The following is a 22,220-nucleotide window of genomic DNA, read 5'->3' as shown; positions in this document are numbered from 1 at the left end:
CCAGCACCCATTGACTGTCGCGACATAAATACAAGTTTCTAAATGTAAAAAACGCTCTAATGGCGCCCTGTAGATTCGCTTAAAAGATCTGGGAGATCTCAATGCCCCATGAAGGCAACCTGTTACAAGCAGCCGTGGTGTTCCTGCTCGCCGCTGTGTTGACCGTGCCTTTGGCCAAGCGCCTGCAACTGGGCGCCGTGCTGGGCTATTTGTTTGCCGGCGTGATCATCGGCCCGTCAGTGCTGGGCCTGATAGGCAACCCGCAGAGCGTGGCGCAGTTTTCTGAATTGGGCGTGGTGTTGCTGCTGTTTATCATTGGCCTGGAGCTGTCGCCCAAACGTTTATGGGTGATGCGCAAGGCGGTGTTCGGCGTCGGCCTGGCCCAGGTGGTGCTCACCGGCGTGGTGATGGCCGTGGCGGCGTTGTGGCTGTTTGGCCAACCCTGGAACAGCGCAATCGTGCTGGGCCTGGGCCTGGCGCTGTCCTCCACGGCGTTTGGCCTGCAAAGCCTGGCCGAACGCAAGGAGCTCAACCAGCCCCACGGGCGCCTGGCCTTTGCCATCCTGCTGTTCCAGGACATCGCGGCGATCCCGCTGATCGCCATGGTGCCGCTGCTGGCCGGCAGTGATCACCCGACGACCGAAGTCCAGGGCGTGCAACACGTGCTGCAGATTCTGGGCAGCATCGCCGTGGTGATCATCGGCGGGCGTTACCTGCTGCGCCCGGTGTTTCGCATCGTCGCCAAGACCGGCATGCGCGAAGTGTCCACCGCCACCGCGCTGCTGGTGGTGATCGGCACCGCCTGGTTGATGGAATTGGTGGGCGTGTCCATGGCCCTCGGTGCCTTCCTCGCCGGGCTGCTGCTGGCCGATTCGGAGTACCGCCACGAACTGGAATCCCAGATCGAGCCGTTCAAGGGCCTGCTGCTGGGGCTGTTTTTTATCAGCGTGGGCATGGGCGCCAACCTCAGCCTGCTGCTCAGCACGCCGCTGATGGTGATCGGCCTGACCCTGCTGCTGATTGGCCTGAAACTGCCGCTGCTGTACGCCGTGGGCCGGTGGGTGGGTGACCTCAACCGCGAAAGCGCCTTGCGCCTCGGTGTGGTACTGGCCGCAGGCGGTGAGTTCGCCTTCGTGGTGTTCAAGATCGGCCGCGACCAGGGCCTGTTCGAGCCGCACCTTTACGATGTGCTGGTGCTGACCATCACCCTGTCCATGGCCGTGACGCCACTGCTGCTGTTGGTGTGCCCCAAGCTGTTCAAGCCCAAGGCCAAGTCGGTGGAAGTGCCGGAGGAATACCGCACCATCGAAAGCGATGCGCCCCGCGTGGTGATCGCCGGCATGGGCCGTATGGGCCAGATCGTCGCGCGGATTCTGCGTGCGCAGAACATTTCGTTTATTGCCCTCGACACCTCGGTGGAAACCATCGAGCTGACCCGCAGCTTCGGTGGCATGCCGGTGTTTTACGGCGACCCGCAGCGCCCGGAAATCCTGCATGCGGCCAAGGTCGACCAGGCCGAGTTTTTCGTGATCGCCATGGATGACCCGGAGATCAACATCAAGACTGCCGCCCTGGTGCGCAGCCTCTACCCGCACATGAAAATCATCGCCCGCGCGCGCAACCGCCAGCACGTTCACCGCCTGGTCGACCTGGACGCCTCGCCGGTACGCGAGACCTTCTATTCCAGCCTGGAAATGAGCCGGCGCACCCTGGTCGGCCTGGGCTTGAGCCAGGCCCAGGCCGACGCGCGCATCGATCGATTCAAAAACCATGACCATCAGTTACTCGCCGCTCAGCACGCGGTGTATGACGACGCGGCCAAAGTATTGCAATCGGCCCAGGAAGCCCGCACGGAACTGGCGCGGCTGTTTGAGATGGACCGACTTGAGGAGGAGTCCGACAAGGTGTGAGCTTACGGATGAACGACATTGCGAAATTTCTGACAGAATACGCCGCAATTTCGTTCATCCTTGGAGCGCTTCATGGCCACTTTCACCAAGACCGCCGTCCTGCTGGCCCTTGCGCTTACTGCCGGTAGCGTGTTCGCCGCCAGCAAGTCCCCTGCCACCCAGACCATCTCGACCCTGGGCGGCAAATTCACCTTCAACCTGCCCAAGGCGTTTGTCGCTGACACGCTGCCAACCGGCAAGGTCGAGGATGGCACCGCCGACACCCAAGGCACGCTGTACGCCAACGCGACCACGAAAAGTGTGGTGATCGTCGCCGAAACCGTGCGTAACGACGGGGCAAGCATCAAGGACAATGACCCGCAGTTCCTCGATGGCGCCGTGGCGGACTTCGTCAAGGATCAGAGCGCTGCCCTGCCCGACTTCAAGAAGCAAAACGAGAAGAAGCTGACGTTCAAAGGCCTGGGCCTGCGCCAGGTGGACAGCACGGCGACCCAGGGCGGTGGCAAGACGTTAAATTCCACGTTCCTCGGCGGTTCGGGCAACCACCTGCTGGTGATCCAGGCGATTTCGCGGGCCGATGATGTGAAGGGGCATGCCGAGTTGGTGAAGCAGATTACCGGCGGCAAGTAACCTGGTTTAACAAACAACACACATCAACGGTGGGAGCTGGCTTGCCTGCGATAGCGATTTACCAGTCGACCTATTGGGTGACTGATACACCGCTATCGCAGGCAAGCCAGCTCCCACATTGTTTAACCGCGTTTTTACTTCAGGCTATTTTCCAGCCAAGCCTTGAGGTCCTGTATCTCAGCCTCGCTCACGGTATGCGGCATGCCCACATACCCATGAAACTCAGGCTTCAACCCCAGCCCCAGCAACACCTCATTGGCGCGGGTGGCCGACGCATACGGCAGCGCCTGATCCAGGGTGCCATGGCCGATAAAAATCGCCAGCTTATGCAATGACTCATCAGGCTTGAGCTCAGCCTTGAGCACCGGCAACACGCTGCCACTCAACGCCGCAATCCCGCGCACCCTGGCAGGCTGTCGCAAGCCCACTTCATACGCCATGATCGCGCCCTGGCTGAACCCCACCAGGAACACCCGATCACTGTGGGTGTGGTACTTGGCCGTGGCCTTGCTGACAAAATCCTCAATCAGCTTGGCGCTGCGTTGCAAATCCGCGGTTTCGCCATCGTAGTCGCCTTCACCGGATTTCCTGGCAAACCAGCGATAACCGCTGGGGTCCACCGGCATCGGCGCGCGGGCCGACAAATAGGTCCAGGTGGACGGCAACGCGTCCTTGATGCCAAACAAGTCTTCCTCGTTACTGCCAAACCCGTGCAGAAAGATCACCAGTGGCTGGTTGCGCGCATCACTCTGCGTCTGCTCCAGGTAGGCCAAGGGCAAGTCGGTGTGCAAGGCATTATCGGCGTGGGCGGAACCGGCGACTAACGCCAGCGCCAGGGCTAACTGTTTGAACATGGGCATCAACCTCAGGGTTTGCGCAACAGATACGTGTCCATGATCCAGCCATTTTCCAGGCGCGCGGCCTTGCGCACCCGTTGGATTTCGTCGGCCACTTCGCTGACTTTGCCGCTGATAAGAATTTCATCCGGCGTGCCCAGGTAGGCGCCCCAATAAATATCCATATCCTGGTCGGCCACAGTGCGGTAGGAGTCCTCGGCATCAAGCATCACCACCAAGGTATCGGCATCACTCGCCTGCCCCGCCGCCAACCGGCGCCCAGTGGTGATCTCGATGGAGCGGCCAATACGGTTGAGCGCCACCTTATGCTGGGCCGCCAGGGCCTGCACACTGGTGATGCCGGGGATCACTTCGAACTCAAACTCACAACGGCCGCTGGCCAGAATCGCCTGCAGGATGCGGAGGGTGCTGTCGTACAGCGCCGGGTCGCCCCAGGCCAGGAAAGCGCCCACTTCACCGTCGGCCATGTGCTCGTTGATCATGCGCTCGAACGTCTGCTGCTTGTCGCGGTTCAGGTCCTGCACGGCGGTGGTGTAGTCGATATCACCGCGCACGCGCTCGGGGCAGTCGGCCTCGACGAAACGGTAACCGGGCTCGGTGATGTAGGTCTCGCAGATCTCGCGGCGCAGGTCGATCAACTTGTCTTTGCTCTGGCCCTTGTCCATCAGAAAAAACACGTCGGTGCGGTTCAGCGCCTTTACGGCCTGCATCGTGATGTAGTCGGGGTTGCCGGCGCCAATGCCGATGATCAGGATGCGCTTCATGGGGTGCTCTCATTGCGGGGCGTGGATTTTGCCACGTTCATAGGGTCAGGCGTGAGTTTCCAGGCGCAGGCGCCACACATTGTTAAAGCGCAGCGCGGTGGCGGACAGCGGCTCGACGTCAATGCGGTAGAACATTAAGGCCGGGAACTGCATGACGTACAGCAGGGCGGCGCGGATCACGAACGGATGGGTGACGGCCACGACATGGCCGGGTTGGGTTTCAAGGGATTTGATCCAATGTCCAACCCTCACACAGAGCTGTTCCACTGATTCACCGCCATGGGGAACGGCGGTGCTGTCGGTCATCCAGGCCGCCAACGCGTCGGGGGCCAACTGATCAATGGCCTGGCCTTTCCAGGCGCCGAAATCAGCGTCACGCAAAGCATTTTCGATCTGCGCCTCGGCACCGAACAGGCCCGCGGTCTGACGGGTTCTGGCCTCGGGCGCGCTGACTAACCGCAGGGTTTTCTTGAAACGCCCGGCCAGGGATAGCGCCGCACCTTGCCAATCCATCGCCACAGACTCGTCATCGGGAAAACGCCCGTACTTTTGCAGCGGCGTGACGGCATGGCAAATCAAGGTCAAGCGGGTGGCCTGCATCACAATTCACTCTGTTTCGTGGCGCAGTCAGCGGAGACTGGCGAAGTTGTCTCTATATATTACACCACACATGAAACAGGACGTCGGTCAAACCCCAACGCCCCTGAGCGATCAGGCCAGCGCCGCAGCCGCAGGCGGCGCGACCACCGGGCTAGCGCTGGCAACAAAGTCCTCTTTGCGCAACACCATCAGGGCAATCAGCGACACCACACCGGTGGCCACGTAGAAGTACCACGGTGAAGTGATGTCGCCCGTCACCTTGATCAGCCAGGTGGAGATCAGCGGCGCGCTGCCACCAAACACCGCGACCGGCACGTTATAGGCCACGGCAATCCCGGTGGAGCGGATGCGCGTCGGCAACAACTCACTCATCAGCGCGTAGGTGGATGAGGCGTACAGCCCGAACAGGATCGCCACGGCCATCAACGGCGCGAAGAACGACGCAGGCGTGGCGGTGGGTGCCGATTTGAACAGCCAGAACATCGCCAGCGTGGCCAAAGTGCCGATCACCATCAGAAACGGCTTGCGCCCGTACTTGTCGGTGAAGGCGCCTCCAAACGGCATCACGAACGCCGCCGAGAAACTGGCGACAAACACGTAGAGCAAGGTGGTGCCGCTGTCGAACTTGAGGATCTTGGCCATGTAGGTCGAGGCGAAGGTCAGCACCAGGTAAAAGATCGAGCTGTGTAAGGTGATGATGAAGAACACCAGGGCGATGGCGCGTTTCCACTGCCAGACCTCGCGCAGCGGCGCGCGGGAGGTTTGCCCGGCGCGTTGCAGGGCCAGAAACTCCGGGCTGTCTTCGAGCTTGAGGCGGATATACATGGAGATAAAACCCAGCGGCGCCGCGATCAGGAACGGCACGCGCCAGGCCCATTCCTGCATCGTGTCGGCGCCCAGAATCCAGGTCATGCCGTTCGCCACGGCGCCACCCAGCAGCAGGCCGAGTACGGCGGTGACCATCAACCAGCACGTGGCAAAACCGCGGCGGCCGGGGCCGGCGTATTCGGAGATAAAGCTGGTGACCGTGCCGATTTCGCCGCCCGCTGAAAAGCCCTGCACGCAGCGCACCAGAATCAGCAGGATCGGCGCGGCGATGCCCAGGGTTGCGTAAGTGGGCAGCACGCCCAACAGCACTGTGGAACCGGACATCATCACCAGTGCCATGATCAGGGTTTTGCGCCGGCCGATCTTGTCCGCCAGCGGGCCAAAGAACAGCCCGCCCAGCGGCCGGATAAAGAAGCTCAGGGCGAACGCCGCGAAACTGGCAAGCAGGCTGGTGGTGGGGTCATCGGAGACGAAAAACGCCTGGCCGATGTACACGGCGAGAAAGCCGTAGACGCCATAGTCATACCACTCGATCAGGTGGCCGGAGGTGGCACCGAGGAATGCACGGCGGCGCTTGCGCTGCGTGTCTTGCGCTGTATTGCCCATCGAAGGGACTCCTTGTCGATTGTTCTGTCCATGAAAAGCTAGGAAAGCGCGGCGATACTCGCTGCTTTCAACCACTGCCGCAAGTCGGTCTTGAGGGTTTTGCCGTAGCTGTTCTTCGGCAAATCGGCTCTGAACACATACTTTTTGGGTTTCTTGAATGACGCCATGCGTTCCAGAAACCACGCGGTGAGTTCGGCCTCATCCAATGCCTGCCCGCTGCGTGTGACCACAAAGGCCACCACGGACTCGCCCCATTGCGCGTCCGGCTCGCCCACCACACACACCTCGGACACCTCGGGATGCTGCACCAGCACTTCCTCGACTTCACGCGGGTACACATTGCTGCCGCCGCTGATGATCACGTCTTTGGAACGATCGGTGAGGGTCAGGTAGCCGGCCGGGTCGAGAAAGCCGATGTCACCGGTGAGCAGCCAGCCATCGACCAGGGTGTGCGCAGTGGCCTGCGGGTTGCGCCAATAACCTTGCATCACCGTGGCGCCGCGCACGGCGATCTCACCGCGCTCGCCGGTCGGCAGCGGTTGGTGCCGGGCATCCAGAATACGGATTTCAACACAGGCTTGCGCGTGGCCCACGGAGGCTGCCAGGGTTGACCAGCCTGGGCGCTGACGGTCCGCGATCAGGGCGCGGGGCAATACGCTGATGGTCATCGGGCTTTCACCCTGGCCGTAGATCTGCACCAAGCGCGGGCCGAAGGTGTCGAGCGCCTCGCACAGGTCGGCCAGGTACATCGGCCCGCCCCCGTAGACGATGGTCTTGATGCCGTCGCCGCCATAACCCTCGCGCCGCGCCTGTTCGACCATGCGCTTGACCATGGTCGGCGCGGCGAACAGCGATACATTGCCCAGCTCTGTAGCCAGGCCAAACAGCTCGCCGGCATCAAAACCGCCGGAAGCCGGCACCACATGCCGGGCGCCGCAACGCACATGGATAAAGTTATACAGCCCCGCCCCGTGGGACATCGGCGCGGCATACACGGCTGCGTCGTCAGCACTCACCGGGTCGACATCCGTGGGGTAACACAGCGACATGGCGACCAGGTTGGCGTGGGACAGCATTACGCCCTTGGAGCGCCCGGTGGTGCCGGAGGTGTAGAACAGCCAGGCCAGGTCCTGATCCTGGCGCGGCACCGGCTGCTCCAGGGTCGGCCAGCCACGGGTCGGCGGCAGCGTGTGAGCGTCCAGTTCCTTGCAGCGCGCAGGCAAGTCCCGGGATGACGCGAAGACCCGGCCGCCGTCGGTAAAGATCAAGCGGGCCTCGGCATCGGTGGCAATCCACGCGGCTTCTGCCGGGTGCAGTTTGGCGTTGATCGGCACCACCACGCCGCCCAGCCACCAGACGGCGTAGAGCACTTCCAGGTAGTCGCAGCTGTTTTTCATCAACAGCGCCACCGCATCGCCCGGCACCAGGCCATATTGATCGACCAGTTGCGCGGCCCGTTGGCGGACATGGGCGGCGAAGGTTGCGTAGTCGGCGACTTGCCGCGTGCCTTCAAACAACGCCGGGCGTTGCGGGTCGCGGCGCTGGGTGTCGTGCAGCCAGTTGGCAATGTTCATGGCTCAGCTCCGACGCGCGTGCAGCACCGAGGCATAGTTGGCCACGGCCATCCCGCCCATATTGAACACCAAACCGAACTCGGGGTTAGGCACTGCCAGGCCGATCGGCTCGCCGGTCAATTGGCGAAACGCCAGGGCATGCATCGACACGCCGGTGGCGCCCACCGGATGCCCCTTGGCCTTGAGCCCGCCGGACAGGTTCACCGGCAACCGCCCGCCTGCGCGCACCACGCCGCTGTCAAGCACACGGTGCCCCTCGCCTTTGGGCGCCAGGCCCATCGCCTCGTAGATCAGCAGCTCGGCGATGGTGAAGCAGTCATGCACCTCGGCGAAGCTCAGGTCGGCCAGGGTGATATTCGCCCCGCGCAACGCCGTGTGGATCGCGCGTTGCGGGCCTTCAAAGGCGAGGATGTCGCGCTGGGCAATCGGCAGGCAATCGTTGACCTGGGTCAGTGTGCGAATCTGCACATCACGACGAAACGCGCGCGCACGTTTGGGCGAAGCCAGGATGATCGCGGCGGCGCCGTCGCTGATCAGCGAGCAATCGGTCAGGCGCAGCGAATCGGCCACAAACGGGTTGCTCTGGGACACGTTGTTGCAGTGTTCGAAATCCATCACCCGGTGCATCTGCGCCAACGGGTTGGCCATGGCATTGGAGTGGTTTTTGGTGGCGATGGCCGCCATCGAGCCCAACGGGCAGTGGTAGCGCTCGGCATATTGACGTGCCGCACGGCCGAACAACTGCGGGAAACTCAAGCCTGCTTCGGCCGGGTCGTTCTGATAGCCGGCACCGGCCAAGGCCTGGGTCACCTCGGCGGTGGTGGTGTGGGTCATCTTTTCGGCGCCCACCACCAGTACCAGCTCGGCGCTGCCGGACAGGATTGCCTGAACCCCGGCCAGGATCGCCGCCGACCCGGACGCGCAAGCGTTTTCACAGCGGGTCGCCGGTTTGAAGCGCAGCCCAGGGTCGGCCTGCAGCAGTAGCGAAGCCGGGAACCCATCGGGCACCAACCCCGAATTGAAATGGCCAAGGAATAACGCGTCGATCTCGCTCGCGTCAATTGCCGCGTCCTTCAGGGCTTCGCGGGTGACCTGTACGATCAGATCCTCCAGGCGGGTGCCTTCAAGGCGACCGAAACGTGAATGACCGGCAGCAACAATGGAGACGCAATCAGCTGGCATAATCAATTTCTTCTATTTTTGGTGCGGACATTTACCTACAATGACCCACCGTTGGGCGCGCGCCAATTCGTGCAACTACTTACATGGCTAAGTAGCCCCAGTTGAGAAAAGCGACGAGGCAGGATGCCCAATGAACGCGTTTGCACAACAGTTCCACGACATAGAACGCTTGGCGTTCCAACTCTCCCCCGCGCCGCAACTGGTCACCCGCAACCGCGTAATGGTCGACTGTAATGAGGCCTTCCTGCAGTTGTTCGGCTATTCGCGCGACGCATTGGTCAACCAACTGACGCTGCTGATCTACCCTTCCCAGGCGGACTACCACGCCATTGGCAAGCGCAGCCATGAATGGCTGCTGGAAAGCGAAAACGGCTTCTACTCCGACGAACGTTTCATGCAGCACCACAACGGCGAAGTGTTCTGGGCCAAGTCCCACGGCTACACCCTCACGCCCAAAGACCCATTCAAACTGATGATCTGGCACTTCGAGCGCCTGGACCGCACGCACCAGGGCACGGGCGATCTCACGCCACGGGAGCGGGAAATCGCCATGCACATCGTCAATGGCCTCAAGTCCAAGGAAATCGCCTTGCGCCTGGCGATCTCCCACCGCACGGTGGAGGTGCACCGCGCGCGGTTGATGAGAAAGTTGCAGGCCAAGACGGTGGTGGAGTTGGTGTCGAAGATTATTAAGGTGGCGTGACAGAGGTAGATGTTTGTCGGGTTCCGCTATCACTCGAAGCGATAGCAGGGCTGCCCGCTGAAAAACGCACCTGTCATGCCCGGGGACTTTCCTGCCTCAAGTGCTCCATCAAGCACGTCCATACAATTCGCATCCATGCAGGCCGCCTAAACTTCTGACTTTCCAAAATCGGCTGGAGAGCAGGCATGGGTAGAAAAGCGAATAGGGTAAGCCTGGCATTGACGCTGTTGGCCGGGGCCATGATGAACAGCGCGTTTGCGGCAACGCCGAGCGTGGCCGTGGCGCCGCAATACGACACCAGCCATGTATACGTGGCACCCGCTGATGTGGACCGCTTTGCCACGAGCTTCCTGGCGACCTTCGGTGGCAAAAGTACCCCACAGGTGGTGGTGAACGTACTGCCAGTGCCAAGCAGTACCACCTCGCAATTGCTGCAGACGCCGGTCGGTACGGTGTCACTGTTCGGTTTCAGCACACCCATACCGCATCCGTTTGGCCAGGAGCGCAACGGTTATCTGGTCAAGGACATGGACGTGGCCCTCAAGGCCGCGCGAGAAAATGGTGCCGCCGTGATTGTCAGTGACTTTCCCGACCCTATCGGCCGCGATGCCGTGGTGCAGTGGCCAGGCGGTGTGAACATGCAACTCTACTGGCACACCCAGGCCCCTAACTACGCAGGGTTCCAGACGGTGCCGGAAAACCGCGTCTACCTGCCTGCCGAGCGGGCCGAGGCGTTTATCAAAGCGTTCCTCGGCTTTTCCCATGGCAAGGTCCTGGCTGACGACAAACACGCGCCGGGTATCGATATCGGCCAGGGCGGCCTCTACCGGCGTGTCGACCTGCAATCGCCGTTCGGACGCATGGCCGTACTGGTGACCAATGGCCAACTGCCCTACCCGTTCGGCCATGAGACCACCGGTTACCAGGTCGACGACCTGACGGCCACCCTGGCCAAAGCCGCAGGCTCTGGCGCCACTGTGCTGGTACCGGCGTTCGCGAGCAAAGGGCGGCGCAGCGCAATGGTCGAATTTCCCGGTGGATACGTCGCGGAAATTCACCAGCTCAGCGCGGCAAAATGAATCGTCGTACCCCCTGGGGCTTGGCCGTGCTGTGGCCGCTGCTCACCGCCAGCGCCCACGCCGAGGAGCAAGCCACCCGACCGGTGCTCAAAACCAACCGCTGGCAGGAAAACTGGTCGGTGCTGCAAGACCCGGCGCTGCGCACGCAACCGTTGGACAATTTGAAGTACATCCCGCTGTCAGGCGCCAACCCGATGACGTACCTGTCGTTGGGCGCGAGCTTGCGCGAACGTTTCGAGATGAACGATGCCAGTGGGTTCGGCGTGCGCGATGTGCAGCGTGATCGCTACCTGATCCAGCGCTTTGAGGTCCACGCGGACCTGCACCTGGACGAAAACTGGCGGGTGTTCACCCAACTCGAAGATGCTCGGGCGTACAACAAAACCACGGTGGGTGGTGCCGATCAAAACCGTGTCGACTTGCGGCTGGCGTTTGCCGAGTACGTGAACACCTTCAGCAGCGGGACGTTCAAAAGCCGTATCGGCCGCCAGGACTTTGCCTTCGACTTGCAGCGTTTTATCTCGTCGCGGGATGGGCCGAATGTGCGCCAGTCGTTCGATGCGCTCTGGGCCGACTGGGAAACCACCCATTGGCGTTTTATCGCGATCGCCAGCCAGCCGGTGCAGTATCAGGACGAGAGACATTTCGACGACCGCTCCAACAGCGACGCACGCTTTCACCTGCTGCGGGTCGAGCGATTGGTGGGCGGCAGCAATGAGTTGTCGGCCTACTACGGCGTGTATGAACGCAGCGCTGCGCATTACCTGGACGCCGACGGCGAGGAAACCCGCCAGCTGTTCGACGCCCGCCTGGGCGGCGCGGCCCAGGGCTTCGATTGGGACATCGAGGCGATGCTGCAAAGGGGGTCGGTGGGGAGCAAGTCGATTCGAGCGTGGGCCGCTGGCAGCCGTACGGGCTATACGCTTGAGGGCCTGGCATGGCAACCACGGCTCGGCGTACAACTGGATATCGCCTCCGGCGACCGCAAAGCGGGTGACGCTACCGTCGGCACGTTCAACCCGCTGTTTCCCAACGGCTACTATTTTTCACTGGCCGGCTATACGGGCTACAGCAACCTGATCCACGTCAAACCGTCGATCACCGTCAAGCCCATTTCCAAACTGAGCGTACAGACTGCCATCGGCCTGCTCTGGCGACAGACCACCGAAGACGCGGTCTATACCCAACCGAACTTGCCCGTGGCCGGCACTGCAGGCCAAGGCGAACGCTGGACCGGCGCCTACACTCAGTTGCGCACCGACTATGCCTTCACACCGAACCTTGCCGGCGCGGTCGAAGCCGTGCATTACGCGGTGGGCCGCACCCTGCGCGAGGCCGGTGGTGACGACAGCAATTACCTGGGAGTCGAGCTCAAATTCAGTTGGTAAACCCAGCCAAGCACAGGTGTACAAGCCCTTCGACAAATGCAGGGCAATAGTAACGCGCAGTCATCCCCCTCAACCAAGGAGTTATGCATGAGCACATTCGTTGCCAAAGACGGTACCCAGATCTACTTCAAGGACTGGGGCAGCGGTAAACCCGTATTGTTCAGCCACGGCTGGCCGCTGGATGCGGATATGTGGGAATACCAGATGGAATACCTGAGCAGCCGCGGCTTTCGCACCATCGCTTTCGACCGCCGTGGTTTTGGCCGGTCCGACCAACCCTGGACCGGCAATGACTACGACACCTTCGCCGACGATATTGCCCAGTTGATTGAACACCTGGACCTCACCGACGTGACCCTGGTGGGCTTCTCCATGGGCGGCGGCGACGTTGCTCGCTACATCGCCCGCCATGGCAGCGCACGCGTGGCCGGCCTGGTATTGCTGGGTGCCGTGACACCGATCTTCGGTCAGACAGCGGACTACCCGCAAGGTGTGCCCACCGATGTATTCGACGGTATCAAGGCCGGGCTGCTGAAGGACCGCGCGCAATTTATCAGCGACTTCAATACCCCGTTCTTCGGCATCAACCAGGGGCAGAAGGTCTCGCCGGGCGTGCTCACCCAGACCTTGCAGATTGCCTTGCTGGCATCGCTCAAATCGACGGTTGATTGCGTCACGGCATTCTCCGAAACCGACTTTCGCCCGGACATGGCCAAGGTCGATGTGCCGACCCTGGTGATCCACGGTGATGGCGACCAGATCGTGCCGTTCGAGACCACCGGCAAAGTGGCGGCGCAGATGATAAAAGGCGCGCAATTGAAGGTGTACAAGGATGCGCCGCATGGTTTTGCCGCCACTCACACCCAGCAGTTGAACGAAGACCTGTTGGCCTTCCTCAACCGCTGAAGCAACGGCGTCACCCTCTCCTTTCTTTGGCCGGGCTTACCCGGCCTTTTTTTGTTCAGGCTCAAGCGTGACCAAGTGCCAGGCGACCTGGCCCTGCGATCAGAATGCTGGAAAACAGAATCAACAGCAGCCATCCAAACTGCCCTTCAAACAGCGACCACTCCGGGTGCACTACCAGCAAAGCCACCAGCAGCACTGCAAGGATCGGCAAACAGGCCAGGCGCACCCAGACCCCGGCGATAATCAACAACGGGCAGACAACTTCAGCGCCAATCGCCAGGCACAACGTGACATTGGCGCCCAGGTGGAACGGGTCTTCGATCAGCGTCAATTGCTGGCTGTAGTGGAGCAGTTTGGGCAGCCCATGCACCCACAGCAAGAACAGCGATGCACTGACTCGCAGAAACAGCAGCCCAAGCGCCTGACTTTTTGATTCATTCATCTGCAACGTCCATAAAAGAAACCGACGTCGATTGTGTCCGCTGAACCGAGCCCGAGCTTGCAAGCCTGTGCTGACCTTATGGTAAAGAGCCGGTTATGCTGGGCGCCACACGAACTACCCCGGTTGAATCAACCACCACCGGCTGCGGTCCCACTTCATACGCTCATCGCTACAGGAATCGTGAACATGACTCTGCCCCACGACATGACCCAGATTGAAATCACCACCTTCGGCGGCCCTGAGGTGCTTCAGCCTCGTCAGGTTGCAGTGCCCTCACCCGCCCCCGGCGAGATTCTGATTCAAGTGCACGCCGCCGGGGTCAATCGTCCCGATGCCCTGCAACGCGCTGGCAAGTACCCCATGAAACCCGGCATGAGCCCGATACCGGGCCTGGAAGTGGCCGGCGAAGTGGTTGCGCTGGGCGACGGCGTCAGTGCATACAGCCTGGGCGACAAGGTCTGTGCCCTGACCAATGGTGGCGGCTATGCACAGTTCTGCGCCGTACCCGCCAGCCAGGCCCTGCCGGTGCCTGAAGGCATGGATTGGATTCAAGCCGCTGCCGTGCCGGAAACCTTTTTCACTGTCTGGGCCAACTTGTTCGGCCTGGGTGGCGCGCACAGAGGCCAACGCGCCTTGATCCACGGCGGCACCAGTGGCATCGGCACCACCGCACTGATGCTCTGCCAGGAGTTCGGCATCCAGGCGTTCGCCACCGCCGGCAGTGCCGAGAAATGCGCGGCGATTGCCAAACTGGGCGCCGAGCCGATCAATTATCGCGAGCAGGACTTTGCCGAGGTCATCGCCAAGAAGACCGGCGACAAAGGCGTCGACGTGATCCTCGACATCATGGGCGCCTCCTACCTGAACAACAACCTCAAGGCCCTGGGCATGGACGGGCACTTGGTGATGCTGGGCTTCCTCGGCGGCGGCAAAGCCAATGACGTCGACCTGCTGACTATCCTCGGTAAACGCGCAGTCATCACCGGTTCCTTGTTACGCGCTCGCACCAAAGACGAGAAAGCCGCAATCGCTGAGCAGCTGCACGAATACATATGGCCGGTGCTGTCCGCCGGGCGCTGCCTGCCGATCATCGACAAAGTGTACGAATACACCGACGCCGCCCAGGCCCATGCGCGAATGGAAGGCGGGGATCATATTGGCAAGATCGTGTTGCAAGTGAAGTAATCGAGCCCCGGCGAGGCTGCGAAGGCGGCGGCACAGACGAAATATTAGTTGCCTGACCCACCGCTTTCGCAGCCTCGCTAAAGCTCGACAGCTCCCACAGGGGATCGGCTTTGTTGGTTAGGTCTCAGTTCGCAGGGCCATCGCGCCATACACAAATCCCCCCAGCAACAAAGCTCCAATGTGGGAGCTGTCGAGCCCCAGCGAGGCTGCGAAGGCGGCTGCACAGGCCATACACAAGTTGCCTGACCCACCGCTTTCGCAGCCTCGCTAAAGCTCGACAGCTCCCACAGGGGATTGGCTGTGTTGGTTAGGTCTCAGTTCGCGGGGGCCATCGAGGCAAGCACAAATCCCCCCAGCGACAACGCTCAAATGTGGGAGCTGTCGAGCCCCGGCGAGGCTGCGAAGGCGGCGGCACTGGCGATACATAAGTTGCCTGACCCACCGCTTTCGCAGCCTCGCTGAAGCTCGACAGCTCCCACAGGGGTCGGCTGTGTTGCTGGGGGGTCGGTTTGCAGGGCCATCGCGTCGAACGCAGATTCACCCAGCGACAAAGATCAAATGTGGGAGCTGTCGAGCCCCGGCGAGGCTGCGAAGGCGGCGGCACAGGCGACATATAAGTTGCCTGACCCACCGCTTTCGCAGCCTCGCTGAAGCTCGACAGCTCCCACAGGAGATCGGCTGTGTTGCTGGGGGTTCGGTTTGCAGGGCCATCGCGTCGAACGCAGATTCACCCAGCAACAAAGCTCCAATGTGGGAGCTGTCGAGCCCCGGCGAGGCTGCGAAGGCGGCGGCACAGGCCATACACAAGTTGCCTGACCCACCGCTTTCGCAGCCTCGCTGAAGCTCGACAGCTCCCACAGTAGATCGGCTTTGTTGCTTAGCTCTCTGTCAGCAGGGCCATCGCGTCGAACGCAGATTCACCCAGCGAAGCAATTCAAATGTGGGAGCTGTCGAGCTTCAGCGAGGCTGCGAAGGCGGCGGCACTGGCGATACATAAGTTGCCTGACCCACCGCTTTCGCAGCCTCGCTAAAGCTCGACAGCTCCCACAGGGGATCGGCTGTGTTGCTGGAGGTTCGGTTTGCAGGGCCATCGCGTCGAACGCAGATTCACCCAGCGACAAAGATCAAATGTGGGAGCTGTCGAGCCCCAGCGAGGCTGCGAAGGCGGCGGCACAGGCCATACACAAGTTGCCTGACCCACCGCTTTCGCAGCCTCGCTAAAGCTCGACAGCTCCCACAGGGGATTGGCTGTGTTGCTGGGGGGTCGGTTTGCAGGGCCATCGCGTCGAACGCAGAGTCACCCAGCGACAAAACTCAAATGTGGGAGCTGTCGAGCTTTAGCGAGGCTGCGAAGGCGGCGGCACTGGCGACATATAAGTTGCCTGACCCACCGCCATCGCAGCGACTCAGCGCACTGACCCGGCGTACACCGGGTAGTCGGTATAGCCCTGCGCCGAGCCGCCGTACATCCCTTCTGCCCGCAGCGGGTTCAATGGCCAGTCATTGAACAGTCGCTGTGGCAGGTCCGGGTTGGCAATGAACGGGCGACCGAAGGCGATCAAGTCCGCCAGCCCCGACTCCAACAGCTTTGCACCACGCTCAGCGGTGTAACGCCCGGCGTAAATGATCCGCCCGCTGAAGGTGCTGCGCACCGCCTGACGGAAGGTTTCAGGCAGGTCAGGCGCGTTGTCCCAGTCGGCTTCGGCGATGGACACATAGGCAATGCCGGACGCCTCCAGCACCTTGATCGCCTCGATATAGGTGTGATGCGGGTCTTCCTCCACCAGGCCGATATACACGCGGTCCTGATCAGTGCCGCTGAACAGCGGCGAAAAACGCACGCCAAGACGCTCCGGCCCGACCACGGCCGTCACTGCTTCGACGATTTCGCGCAAAAAGCGCAGGCGATTGTGCAACGAGCCGCCGTATTCGTCGTCGCGCTGGTTGGCATGGGCAGAGATGAACTGGTTGACCAGGTAACCATTGGCGGCATGGATTTCCACGCCATCGAACCCGGCGTCCAAGGCATTGCGCGCAGCCTGTGCGTAATGCCCAACCAACTCCTCAATCTCGAGCACGCTCAATGCACGCGGCACCGGCGGCTGTTTCAATTCACCCACGCCGGGGCCGGTTTCGATAAAGGCTTTCGCCTGCTCCGCCTGCAACGCAGAGGGCGCGACCGGTGCCAATCCATCTGGCTGCAGCGCGTTGTGGGACACACGGCCGACATGCCACAACTGGGCGAAAATCACTCCGCCTTCGGCATGCACCGCCTCGGTGACTTGGCGCCAACCGTCGATCTGCGCCGGGGTATAAATGCCCGGCGTCCACGCATAACCCTGGCCACGCGGTTCGATCTGCGTGCCTTCACTGACCATGAACCCGGCAGTGGCGCGCTGGCGGTAATACTCGGCCATCAGGTCGGTGGCGATATCACCCGGTTGCGCACTGCGTTGACGGGTCAAGGGCGGCAGCACAACCCGGTTATTCAAGGTGTGATGCCCCAGTTTTACCGGGGTATTTAAAACACGCATAGTCATGAGTCACTGTCCAAATTCAGGGCGAACAAAAGCGTTGGCGGCTCTTGAGAGCCGCCAATGCGTACAACGGTTAGTTAATTTAAGCGGTGAGTTTCAGCAGGGCCTTGGCCACGTCGCTGGAACTGGCAGGGTTCTGCCCCGTCACCAGCAAGCCATCTTCAAGCACAAAGGACTGCCAGTCGGCGCCCTTCTCATACAGGCCACCGAGTGCCTTGAAATCATCTTCAATCAAAAACGGCACCACATCGGTCAGGCCCACCGCAGCTTCTTCTGAGTTGGAGAAGCCCGTTACACGACGGCCCTTCACCAACGCTTCACCGTTGACCGCCTTGACGTGACGCAGCGCGCCCGGCGCATGGCAGACAAAACCGATCGGCTTGCCGGCGCGCTCAAAGGCTTCGATCAACGCGATCGACGTTTGCGATTCGGCCAGGTCCCACAATGGCCCATGACCGCCTGGGTAAAACACCGTATCGAAATCGGCGGCATTCACCGAGTCCAGCTTGACCGTGTTGGCCAGCGCCTGCTGCGCGGCCGAGTCGGCGGCAAACCGGCGGGTGTCTTCGGTTTGCGCATCCGGCTGACCGCTGACCGGGTCCAGCGGTGGCTGGCCACCGGCCGGGGATGCCAGCACCAGTTCGGCACCGGCGTCCTTGAAGGTGTAATACGGAGCGGCAAACTCTTCAAGCCAGAAGCCGGTTTTACGACCGGTATTGCCCAGCTGGTCGTGAGAGGTCAGTACCATTAATACTTTCATTTTCCAGTGCCTCGATCGATGGGTTGCAGTAGGTGTTGTGTGAGTAGCAGCGCCTCATCAAACGGCGCGGATGTTCGGGTGATCTTGCTCATGACGCTGGTCCCCAGCCACAACGCATACAGGCGCCGGGCCAGGCTTTCGGGGTGCGGCTGTGCCTGCAGCGAACCGTCTTCAACGCCGTGCTGCAAGGCTTCTGCCAGCAACGCAATGGTGCGTGCAGTGCCACGCTGCAGGGCCAGGCGCATCGGCTCTGAAAGGTCTGACACCTCGGCACCGAGTTTGACGGCAAGGCATTTGCCCGTGTCGGTGCAGCCGGTCTGGTTGTCGACCCAGGAGTGCCAATAACGCATCAACTTGGCAAAACCTGACAGATCAGGCTGATCGAACAATTGCTGCATGCCGTTGACGTAATGCTCGAAGTAGCTGTCGAGCAACACCACGCCGAAGGCATCCTTGGAGTTGAAGTAGTGATAGAACGAGCCTTTGGGTACCTCGGCGGCTTGCAGTATTTCGTTCAAGCCCACCGCAGAAAATCCTTTACGGCCGACAATCACTTGCGCCGTGTCCAGAATCGCCTGCCGGGTACTTTTAGTGTCGTTGTTCATCACGCCTCCCCTCCGATTAGACCAGTCGTCTAGTTCGTTGAGGGGATGTTAGGCGCCAGGTAAATCTTCAACAATGTCATATGCGCAAGGATTCCGGACATGCCACAAAGCCGGTTGCCGTTTCCCCGGCACCCGCCGACAATCGCCACTCCCGTGCCCCTGGCCCGCGTTTTTGGAGAACAATGATGCACAGCGTTGCGCTGATGGTTTACCCGAACTTCCAATCCCTGAGCCTCAGCCTGGGCTCGGTATTTGAATGCGCGAACCTGCTGCGCGGCGAGCCGGCCTATGAGTTTCACCTGGTGTCGGAGAGCGGCGGCGCCGTGATGACCTCCCAAGGCTTTTCGGTGAACACCACGCCGATCCGCGCACAGGGTTATGACACGCTGATCGTCAGCGGCTATCTGGAATTTCGCTTGCCGGAAGCCAACCTGCTCGAACTGGTCAAGGCCGCCTCCGCCCAGTCACGGCGCGTAGCCTCATTGTGCATGGGCATTTTCGTGCTGGCCGAAGCCGGCTTGCTCGACGGCAAGCGCACCACCACCCACTGGATCCACGCGCCCGCCTTTCGCAAGCGCTACCCGCACATCCAACTCGAAGAGGACAAGTTGTTCGTGGTCGACGGCCAGATCTGGACCGGCGCCGGCATGAGCGCCGGTGTCGACCTGGCACTGGCCATGGTCGAGGCCGACCTGGGCGGCGACCTGGCCCGGCGCATCGCACGCAAACTGGTGATTGCGCAACGTCGCGGCAGTGAGCAGTCGCAGTTGTCGGCCCTGCTGGAACTGGACCCCAAGTCCGACCGCGTGCAACTGGCCCTGGCCTATGCCCGCGAAAACCTGACCCACGACCTGTCGGTGGAAGCCCTGGCCGAGGTCGCCCGCCTGAGCCCGCGCCAGTTCAGCCGGGTATTTCGCGAAGAAACCGGGCAAACCCCGGCCAAGGCCATCGAATCACTGCGCGTGGAGGCGGCCCGGGCGCTGATGGAAACCAGCCGTCACCCGGTCGAAGTGGTGGCCCGCGAAACCGGCTTTGGTGATCGCGAACGCATGCGCCAGGCGTTTCTGCGTGCCTTCGGGCAGCCGCCCCAGGCCATGCAGCAGGCTTTTAATGCAGGACCGCTCGGGTAATCAGGTAACTCACCAACTGCGGGTCATCCTCAAGCTCCAGGGTCTGCACCGGGCGCGGCAATTCATCCAGCACGGCACGCCAGAACGCCTGTGACACTTCATCCTGGTCATAAAAACGCACCAGCCAATCGGCCTGGCCGCTGCTCAACACCTGGGTGGCGATGGCACGGCCAATGCCTTTGCGGCGGTAGCGCTTGAGAATGAACAGGTCGGCCAGTTCCAGGGCGTCAATGCCCGGCAGTTCGCTGCCCTCGATCAGCAGGAAGCCGGCGATATAGCCGTCCACCAGCAGCAGGTTGGCGCTCCATTGCGGGTCATGCCAGTAGCGGGTCAGGTGCTCATCGTGGATGTAGAAGCGGCCATCCGCCTCGACATCCTCCTGCTCCCAGTCCGAGGACTCATAGGCGTAATACTGGTAGAGATTGCGGATCAGCTCGGACTCTTCGGGGCCGGTCTGGATCAGTTCAACGGTGGTTTCAGGCATGGGGCTCTCGGTGACAAAACGCAGGGCGCCATTGTTCACAAAACACGCGCGCAGGCCAATACATTGCATAACCTTTCTGTTTGCTGAACCGATTGCGGATTTGCGCCGTCCAACCGAAATTCCTGAAACATTTAGAATAAACTTCGTCAGCTTCGACCTTTTTCTCAAGGACCTCTATTTTGACCAACGTCTGTTCCGCCGGCCTGGATGTGGGCTTTGCCTCCCTGGATTACCTGCAGATTTTTATCCTGGGGGTGATCCAGGGCATTACCGAGCTGCTGCCGGTGTCGTCCACCGCCCACATGCGTGTGGTGCCCGCCCTGCTCGGCTGGCAAGACCCCGGCTCGGCGTTTTCGGCGGCGATGCAGTTGGCGGCGCTGGCGGCGGTGGTCAGTTATTTCTGGCGCGATGTGCGCCAGGTCACCACAGGCAGCATCGGTGCGGTACGCCGGGGCGACTACAACGACCCGTGGTTCAAGCTGGCGGTGGCGATTGTGCTGGCAACCATCCCTATCTGTATTGCCGGCCTGGCCTTGTCCTCGACCCTCAACAGCTGCAATTCGCCGTTGCGCGGCCTGATGGTCATCGGCATTTCCTGTGTGGTGATGGCGGTATTGCTGGCGGTGGCCGAAGTGCGCGCACGCCACACCCGCGACATGGGCCAAATGCGCCTGCGTGATGCACTGATTGTCGGGGTCGCGCAGATTGGCGCGTTGATTCCCGGCGTCTCGCGTTCAGGCTCGACACTGACCGCGGCGCTGTTCCTCAACTTCAAGCGTGAAGAAGCCGCGCGCTTTTCGTTCCTGCTGGGCCTGCCGGCCATCGCGCTGGCTGGCTTGAAGGAGCTGTGGGTGCTGCTGCATGCCGACATGCCGGCCCACGCCTGGCCACATTTGCTCTTCGGCCTGGTGGTGGCAAGTATCTCGGCGTTCTTCGCGATCTGGGGCCTGATGAAGTTCCTGGAGCGGTTCTCCACCTGGCCGTTTGTGATTTATCGCGCGCTGCTGGGGATCTTCTTGATTGTGGCGGTCAGCACCGGGTTGCTCAGTTAAGCCCCCGGTTGACGGTCGGCCAGCTCTTCAAGCAAATCGGCCGAAGGCACAAAAAACAGGCCGCCGGTCACGGCGGTACTGAAGTCCAGCAAACGGTCGTAGTTGCCGACCGGGCGGCCGACGAACATGTTTTCCAGCATCAATTCCAGAGGCTGCGGCGAGCGCGCGTAGCCGATAAAGTAGGTGCCGAACTCGCCGGCGCCCGGGCGGCCAAAGGGCATGTTGTCGCGCAGGATTTTCACTTCTTCGCCATCGGCGTCGGTGATCACGGTCAAGGCGCTGTGAGAGTTGCTCGGCTTGGTCTCTTCATCCAGCTCGATGTCGGCCAGTTTGGTACGCCCGATCACCTTCTCCTGCGCTTCCACCGTCAGCTCGTTCCAGGCGCTCATGTTGTGCAGGTACTTCTGCACCAGCACGTAGCTGCCGCCTTCAAATTCCGGGTCTTCATCGCCGACGATGGTAAAGCCGACAGCCTTGCGCCCCACCGGGTTCTCGGTGCCGTCGACAAACCCGATGATGCTGCGCATATCGAAGTAACGGAAACCCTGAACCTCATCCACCACCTTGACACTGTCGCCCAGGGCCACCATCAGCTGCGTGGCCAATTCAAAGCACAGGTCCATCTGCTCGGCGCGAATATGCAGCAGGATATCGCCGGGCGTCGACGGCGCCATGCGCCCTGGCACGCCGAACTCGCGAAACGGGTGCAAGGCCGCCGGGCGTGGCCCGCCGAACAGCCGGCTCCAGGCATCCGAGCCGAACCCGCAGACACAGGTCAGGTTGCCCGCCGGCACGCGCTTGCCCACCGAACGCACCAGCCCGGCGATGTCGCCGCACCAGGCGCGCACCTGGTCTTCGCTGCCGGGAGCGACGGTTGCAACCATGAAGATCGCGCTGCTGGTGATGGGATGGCAGACGGACTGCGGCTCAAGAGGTGGCTGAACAGGGCAAGTCTTCATGATGAAAGTCCACAGGCTAAGGGCGGTTTTAACCCGCGC

General features: G+C 61.5%; 21 protein-coding genes. 9 read left to right on the top strand and 12 right to left on the bottom strand.

Annotation, left to right across the window (positions count from 1 at the left end):
* Positions 1 to 101: 101 nt before the first annotated feature.
* A complete protein-coding gene (locus QF043_RS11075) occupies positions 102 to 1,910 on the top strand; it encodes a monovalent cation:proton antiporter-2 (CPA2) family protein (protein ID WP_307418500.1) in 1,809 nt (602 codons plus the stop codon).
* Between the two features lie 72 nt (positions 1,911 to 1,982).
* Positions 1,983 to 2,540, top strand: a complete 558-nt coding sequence (locus tag QF043_RS11070) for a hypothetical protein (RefSeq protein ID WP_056859400.1) — start codon at positions 1,983 to 1,985, stop codon at positions 2,538 to 2,540.
* 134 nt (positions 2,541 to 2,674) lie between these two features.
* On the opposite strand, the gene QF043_RS11065 is transcribed toward QF043_RS11070, so the two are convergent.
* From QF043_RS11065 to QF043_RS11040, 6 genes are all read right to left on the bottom strand, one after another.
* Entirely contained in the window at positions 2,675 to 3,394 is a 720-nt protein-coding gene (locus tag QF043_RS11065) for an alpha/beta hydrolase (protein WP_307418499.1), read from the bottom strand.
* An 11-nt stretch (positions 3,395 to 3,405) separates the two neighbouring features.
* Positions 3,406 to 4,161 (bottom strand): precorrin-6A synthase (deacetylating), encoded by a 756-nt coding sequence (gene cobF / locus QF043_RS11060; protein ID WP_307418498.1) that lies wholly within the window; start codon positions 4,159 to 4,161, stop codon positions 3,406 to 3,408.
* 45 nt (positions 4,162 to 4,206) lie between these two features.
* Positions 4,207 to 4,761, bottom strand: coding sequence for a histidine phosphatase family protein (locus QF043_RS11055; protein WP_307418497.1), 555 nt, complete (start codon positions 4,759 to 4,761; stop codon positions 4,207 to 4,209).
* A 111-nt stretch (positions 4,762 to 4,872) separates the two neighbouring features.
* The gene (locus tag QF043_RS11050; RefSeq protein ID WP_307418496.1) at positions 4,873 to 6,195 is read right to left on the bottom strand and encodes an MFS transporter; all 1,323 of its coding nucleotides are present in this window, start codon (positions 6,193 to 6,195) and stop codon (positions 4,873 to 4,875) included.
* Between the two features lie 38 nt (positions 6,196 to 6,233).
* Entirely contained in the window at positions 6,234 to 7,769 is a 1,536-nt protein-coding gene (locus QF043_RS11045; RefSeq protein ID WP_307418495.1) for a class I adenylate-forming enzyme family protein, read from the bottom strand.
* Positions 7,770 to 7,772: 3 nt separating this feature from the next.
* Positions 7,773 to 8,951, bottom strand: a complete 1,179-nt coding sequence (locus QF043_RS11040; RefSeq protein WP_065932124.1) for an acetyl-CoA acetyltransferase — start codon at positions 8,949 to 8,951, stop codon at positions 7,773 to 7,775.
* A gap of 130 nt (positions 8,952 to 9,081) precedes the next feature.
* Here QF043_RS11040 and QF043_RS11035 point away from each other — a divergent pair, with 130 nt between their 5' ends.
* From QF043_RS11035 to QF043_RS11020, 4 genes are all read left to right on the top strand, one after another.
* Entirely contained in the window at positions 9,082 to 9,654 is a 573-nt protein-coding gene (locus QF043_RS11035; RefSeq protein WP_056859407.1) for a LuxR C-terminal-related transcriptional regulator, read from the top strand.
* A 185-nt stretch (positions 9,655 to 9,839) separates the two neighbouring features.
* On the top strand, positions 9,840 to 10,733 hold the full coding sequence (locus QF043_RS11030) for a VOC family protein (RefSeq protein WP_307418494.1): 894 nt from the start codon (positions 9,840 to 9,842) through the stop codon (positions 10,731 to 10,733).
* Positions 10,730 to 12,121 carry an alginate export family protein gene (locus tag QF043_RS11025; protein ID WP_307418493.1) on the top strand — a complete coding sequence of 464 codons (1,392 nt, stop codon included), beginning with the start codon at positions 10,730 to 10,732 and terminating at the stop codon, positions 12,119 to 12,121. The genes QF043_RS11030 and QF043_RS11025 overlap by 4 nt, the downstream gene beginning before the upstream one ends.
* Before the next feature lie 87 nt (positions 12,122 to 12,208).
* Complete coding sequence (locus QF043_RS11020) at positions 12,209 to 13,027, top strand: alpha/beta fold hydrolase (RefSeq protein ID WP_307418492.1); 819 nt, start codon at positions 12,209 to 12,211, stop codon at positions 13,025 to 13,027.
* A gap of 61 nt (positions 13,028 to 13,088) precedes the next feature.
* On the opposite strand, the gene QF043_RS11015 is transcribed toward QF043_RS11020, so the two are convergent.
* Complete coding sequence (locus QF043_RS11015) at positions 13,089 to 13,469, bottom strand: DoxX family protein (RefSeq protein WP_056859411.1); 381 nt, start codon at positions 13,467 to 13,469, stop codon at positions 13,089 to 13,091.
* A 186-nt stretch (positions 13,470 to 13,655) separates the two neighbouring features.
* Between QF043_RS11015 and QF043_RS11010 the strand changes: the two genes are divergently transcribed.
* A complete protein-coding gene (locus QF043_RS11010; protein WP_307418491.1) occupies positions 13,656 to 14,654 on the top strand; it encodes an NAD(P)H-quinone oxidoreductase in 999 nt (332 codons plus the stop codon).
* 1,406 nt (positions 14,655 to 16,060) lie between these two features.
* On the opposite strand, the gene QF043_RS11005 is transcribed toward QF043_RS11010, so the two are convergent.
* The 3 genes from QF043_RS11005 to QF043_RS10995 form a co-directional block, all read right to left on the bottom strand.
* Positions 16,061 to 17,194, bottom strand: coding sequence for an alkene reductase (locus tag QF043_RS11005; RefSeq protein ID WP_307418490.1), 1,134 nt, complete (start codon positions 17,192 to 17,194; stop codon positions 16,061 to 16,063).
* Between the two features lie 79 nt (positions 17,195 to 17,273).
* Positions 17,274 to 17,951, bottom strand: a complete 678-nt coding sequence (locus tag QF043_RS11000; RefSeq protein ID WP_307418489.1) for a type 1 glutamine amidotransferase domain-containing protein — start codon at positions 17,949 to 17,951, stop codon at positions 17,274 to 17,276.
* Positions 17,948 to 18,556 carry a TetR/AcrR family transcriptional regulator gene (locus tag QF043_RS10995; protein ID WP_307418488.1) on the bottom strand — a complete coding sequence of 203 codons (609 nt, stop codon included), beginning with the start codon at positions 18,554 to 18,556 and terminating at the stop codon, positions 17,948 to 17,950. Before QF043_RS10995 ends, QF043_RS11000 begins: the two co-directional genes overlap by 4 nt.
* Before the next feature lie 185 nt (positions 18,557 to 18,741).
* On the opposite strand from QF043_RS10995, the gene QF043_RS10990 reads away from it, so the two are divergent.
* Positions 18,742 to 19,686: a GlxA family transcriptional regulator gene (locus QF043_RS10990; RefSeq protein ID WP_305453891.1), complete on the top strand. Its 945-nt coding sequence runs from the start codon at positions 18,742 to 18,744 to the stop codon at positions 19,684 to 19,686.
* Here QF043_RS10990 and QF043_RS10985 read toward each other — a convergent pair.
* The gene (locus tag QF043_RS10985) at positions 19,664 to 20,170 is read right to left on the bottom strand and encodes a GNAT family N-acetyltransferase (RefSeq protein WP_307418487.1); all 507 of its coding nucleotides are present in this window, start codon (positions 20,168 to 20,170) and stop codon (positions 19,664 to 19,666) included. The genes QF043_RS10990 and QF043_RS10985 overlap by 23 nt on opposite strands.
* Before the next feature lie 179 nt (positions 20,171 to 20,349).
* Between QF043_RS10985 and QF043_RS10980 the strand changes: the two genes are divergently transcribed.
* Positions 20,350 to 21,222: an undecaprenyl-diphosphate phosphatase gene (locus QF043_RS10980; RefSeq protein WP_065932133.1), complete on the top strand. Its 873-nt coding sequence runs from the start codon at positions 20,350 to 20,352 to the stop codon at positions 21,220 to 21,222.
* Here QF043_RS10980 and QF043_RS10975 read toward each other — a convergent pair.
* The gene (locus QF043_RS10975) at positions 21,219 to 22,181 is read right to left on the bottom strand and encodes a Dyp-type peroxidase (protein ID WP_307418486.1); all 963 of its coding nucleotides are present in this window, start codon (positions 22,179 to 22,181) and stop codon (positions 21,219 to 21,221) included. The two genes, QF043_RS10980 and QF043_RS10975, sit on opposite strands and share 4 nt — an antisense overlap.
* Positions 22,182 to 22,220: the final 39 nt, after the last annotated feature.

Origin of the sequence: Pseudomonas sp. W3I7 (genome assembly GCF_030816095.1) — a bacterium.
Taxonomy (GTDB): Bacteria; Pseudomonadota; Gammaproteobacteria; order Pseudomonadales; family Pseudomonadaceae; genus Aquipseudomonas; species Aquipseudomonas salomonii.
Note: the sequence above shows the minus strand (reverse complement) of the source record. Positions and strands in the feature narration are given on the sequence as shown.

Excerpts from the sequence above, each read along its gene's own strand:
- QF043_RS11050 (WP_307418496.1), bottom strand. The coding sequence starts at position 6,195 with ATGGGCAATACAGCGCAAGACACGCAGCGCAAGCGCCGCCGTGCATTC.
- QF043_RS10985 (WP_307418487.1), bottom strand. The coding sequence starts at position 20,170 with ATGCCTGAAACCACCGTTGAACTGATCCAGACCGGCCCCGAAGAGTCC.
- QF043_RS11000 (WP_307418489.1), bottom strand. The coding sequence starts at position 17,951 with ATGAAAGTATTAATGGTACTGACCTCTCACGACCAGCTGGGCAATACC.
- QF043_RS11020 (WP_307418492.1), top strand. The coding sequence starts at position 12,209 with ATGAGCACATTCGTTGCCAAAGACGGTACCCAGATCTACTTCAAGGAC.
- QF043_RS11065 (WP_307418499.1), bottom strand. The coding sequence starts at position 3,394 with ATGTTCAAACAGTTAGCCCTGGCGCTGGCGTTAGTCGCCGGTTCCGCC.
- QF043_RS11045 (WP_307418495.1), bottom strand. The coding sequence starts at position 7,769 with ATGAACATTGCCAACTGGCTGCACGACACCCAGCGCCGCGACCCGCAA.
- QF043_RS10990 (WP_305453891.1), top strand. The coding sequence starts at position 18,742 with ATGCACAGCGTTGCGCTGATGGTTTACCCGAACTTCCAATCCCTGAGC.
- QF043_RS11010 (WP_307418491.1), top strand. The coding sequence starts at position 13,656 with ATGACTCTGCCCCACGACATGACCCAGATTGAAATCACCACCTTCGGC.
- QF043_RS11025 (WP_307418493.1), top strand. The coding sequence starts at position 10,730 with ATGAATCGTCGTACCCCCTGGGGCTTGGCCGTGCTGTGGCCGCTGCTC.
- QF043_RS11005 (WP_307418490.1), bottom strand. The coding sequence starts at position 17,194 with ATGACTATGCGTGTTTTAAATACCCCGGTAAAACTGGGGCATCACACC.
- QF043_RS10975 (WP_307418486.1), bottom strand. The coding sequence starts at position 22,181 with ATGAAGACTTGCCCTGTTCAGCCACCTCTTGAGCCGCAGTCCGTCTGC.
- cobF (WP_307418498.1), bottom strand. The coding sequence starts at position 4,161 with ATGAAGCGCATCCTGATCATCGGCATTGGCGCCGGCAACCCCGACTAC.
- QF043_RS11075 (WP_307418500.1), top strand. The coding sequence starts at position 102 with ATGCCCCATGAAGGCAACCTGTTACAAGCAGCCGTGGTGTTCCTGCTC.
- QF043_RS11030 (WP_307418494.1), top strand. The coding sequence starts at position 9,840 with ATGGGTAGAAAAGCGAATAGGGTAAGCCTGGCATTGACGCTGTTGGCC.
- QF043_RS11035 (WP_056859407.1), top strand. The coding sequence starts at position 9,082 with ATGAACGCGTTTGCACAACAGTTCCACGACATAGAACGCTTGGCGTTC.
- QF043_RS11055 (WP_307418497.1), bottom strand. The coding sequence starts at position 4,761 with ATGCAGGCCACCCGCTTGACCTTGATTTGCCATGCCGTCACGCCGCTG.
- QF043_RS11040 (WP_065932124.1), bottom strand. The coding sequence starts at position 8,951 with ATGCCAGCTGATTGCGTCTCCATTGTTGCTGCCGGTCATTCACGTTTC.
- QF043_RS11070 (WP_056859400.1), top strand. The coding sequence starts at position 1,983 with ATGGCCACTTTCACCAAGACCGCCGTCCTGCTGGCCCTTGCGCTTACT.
- QF043_RS11015 (WP_056859411.1), bottom strand. The coding sequence starts at position 13,469 with ATGAATGAATCAAAAAGTCAGGCGCTTGGGCTGCTGTTTCTGCGAGTC.
- QF043_RS10995 (WP_307418488.1), bottom strand. The coding sequence starts at position 18,556 with ATGAACAACGACACTAAAAGTACCCGGCAGGCGATTCTGGACACGGCG.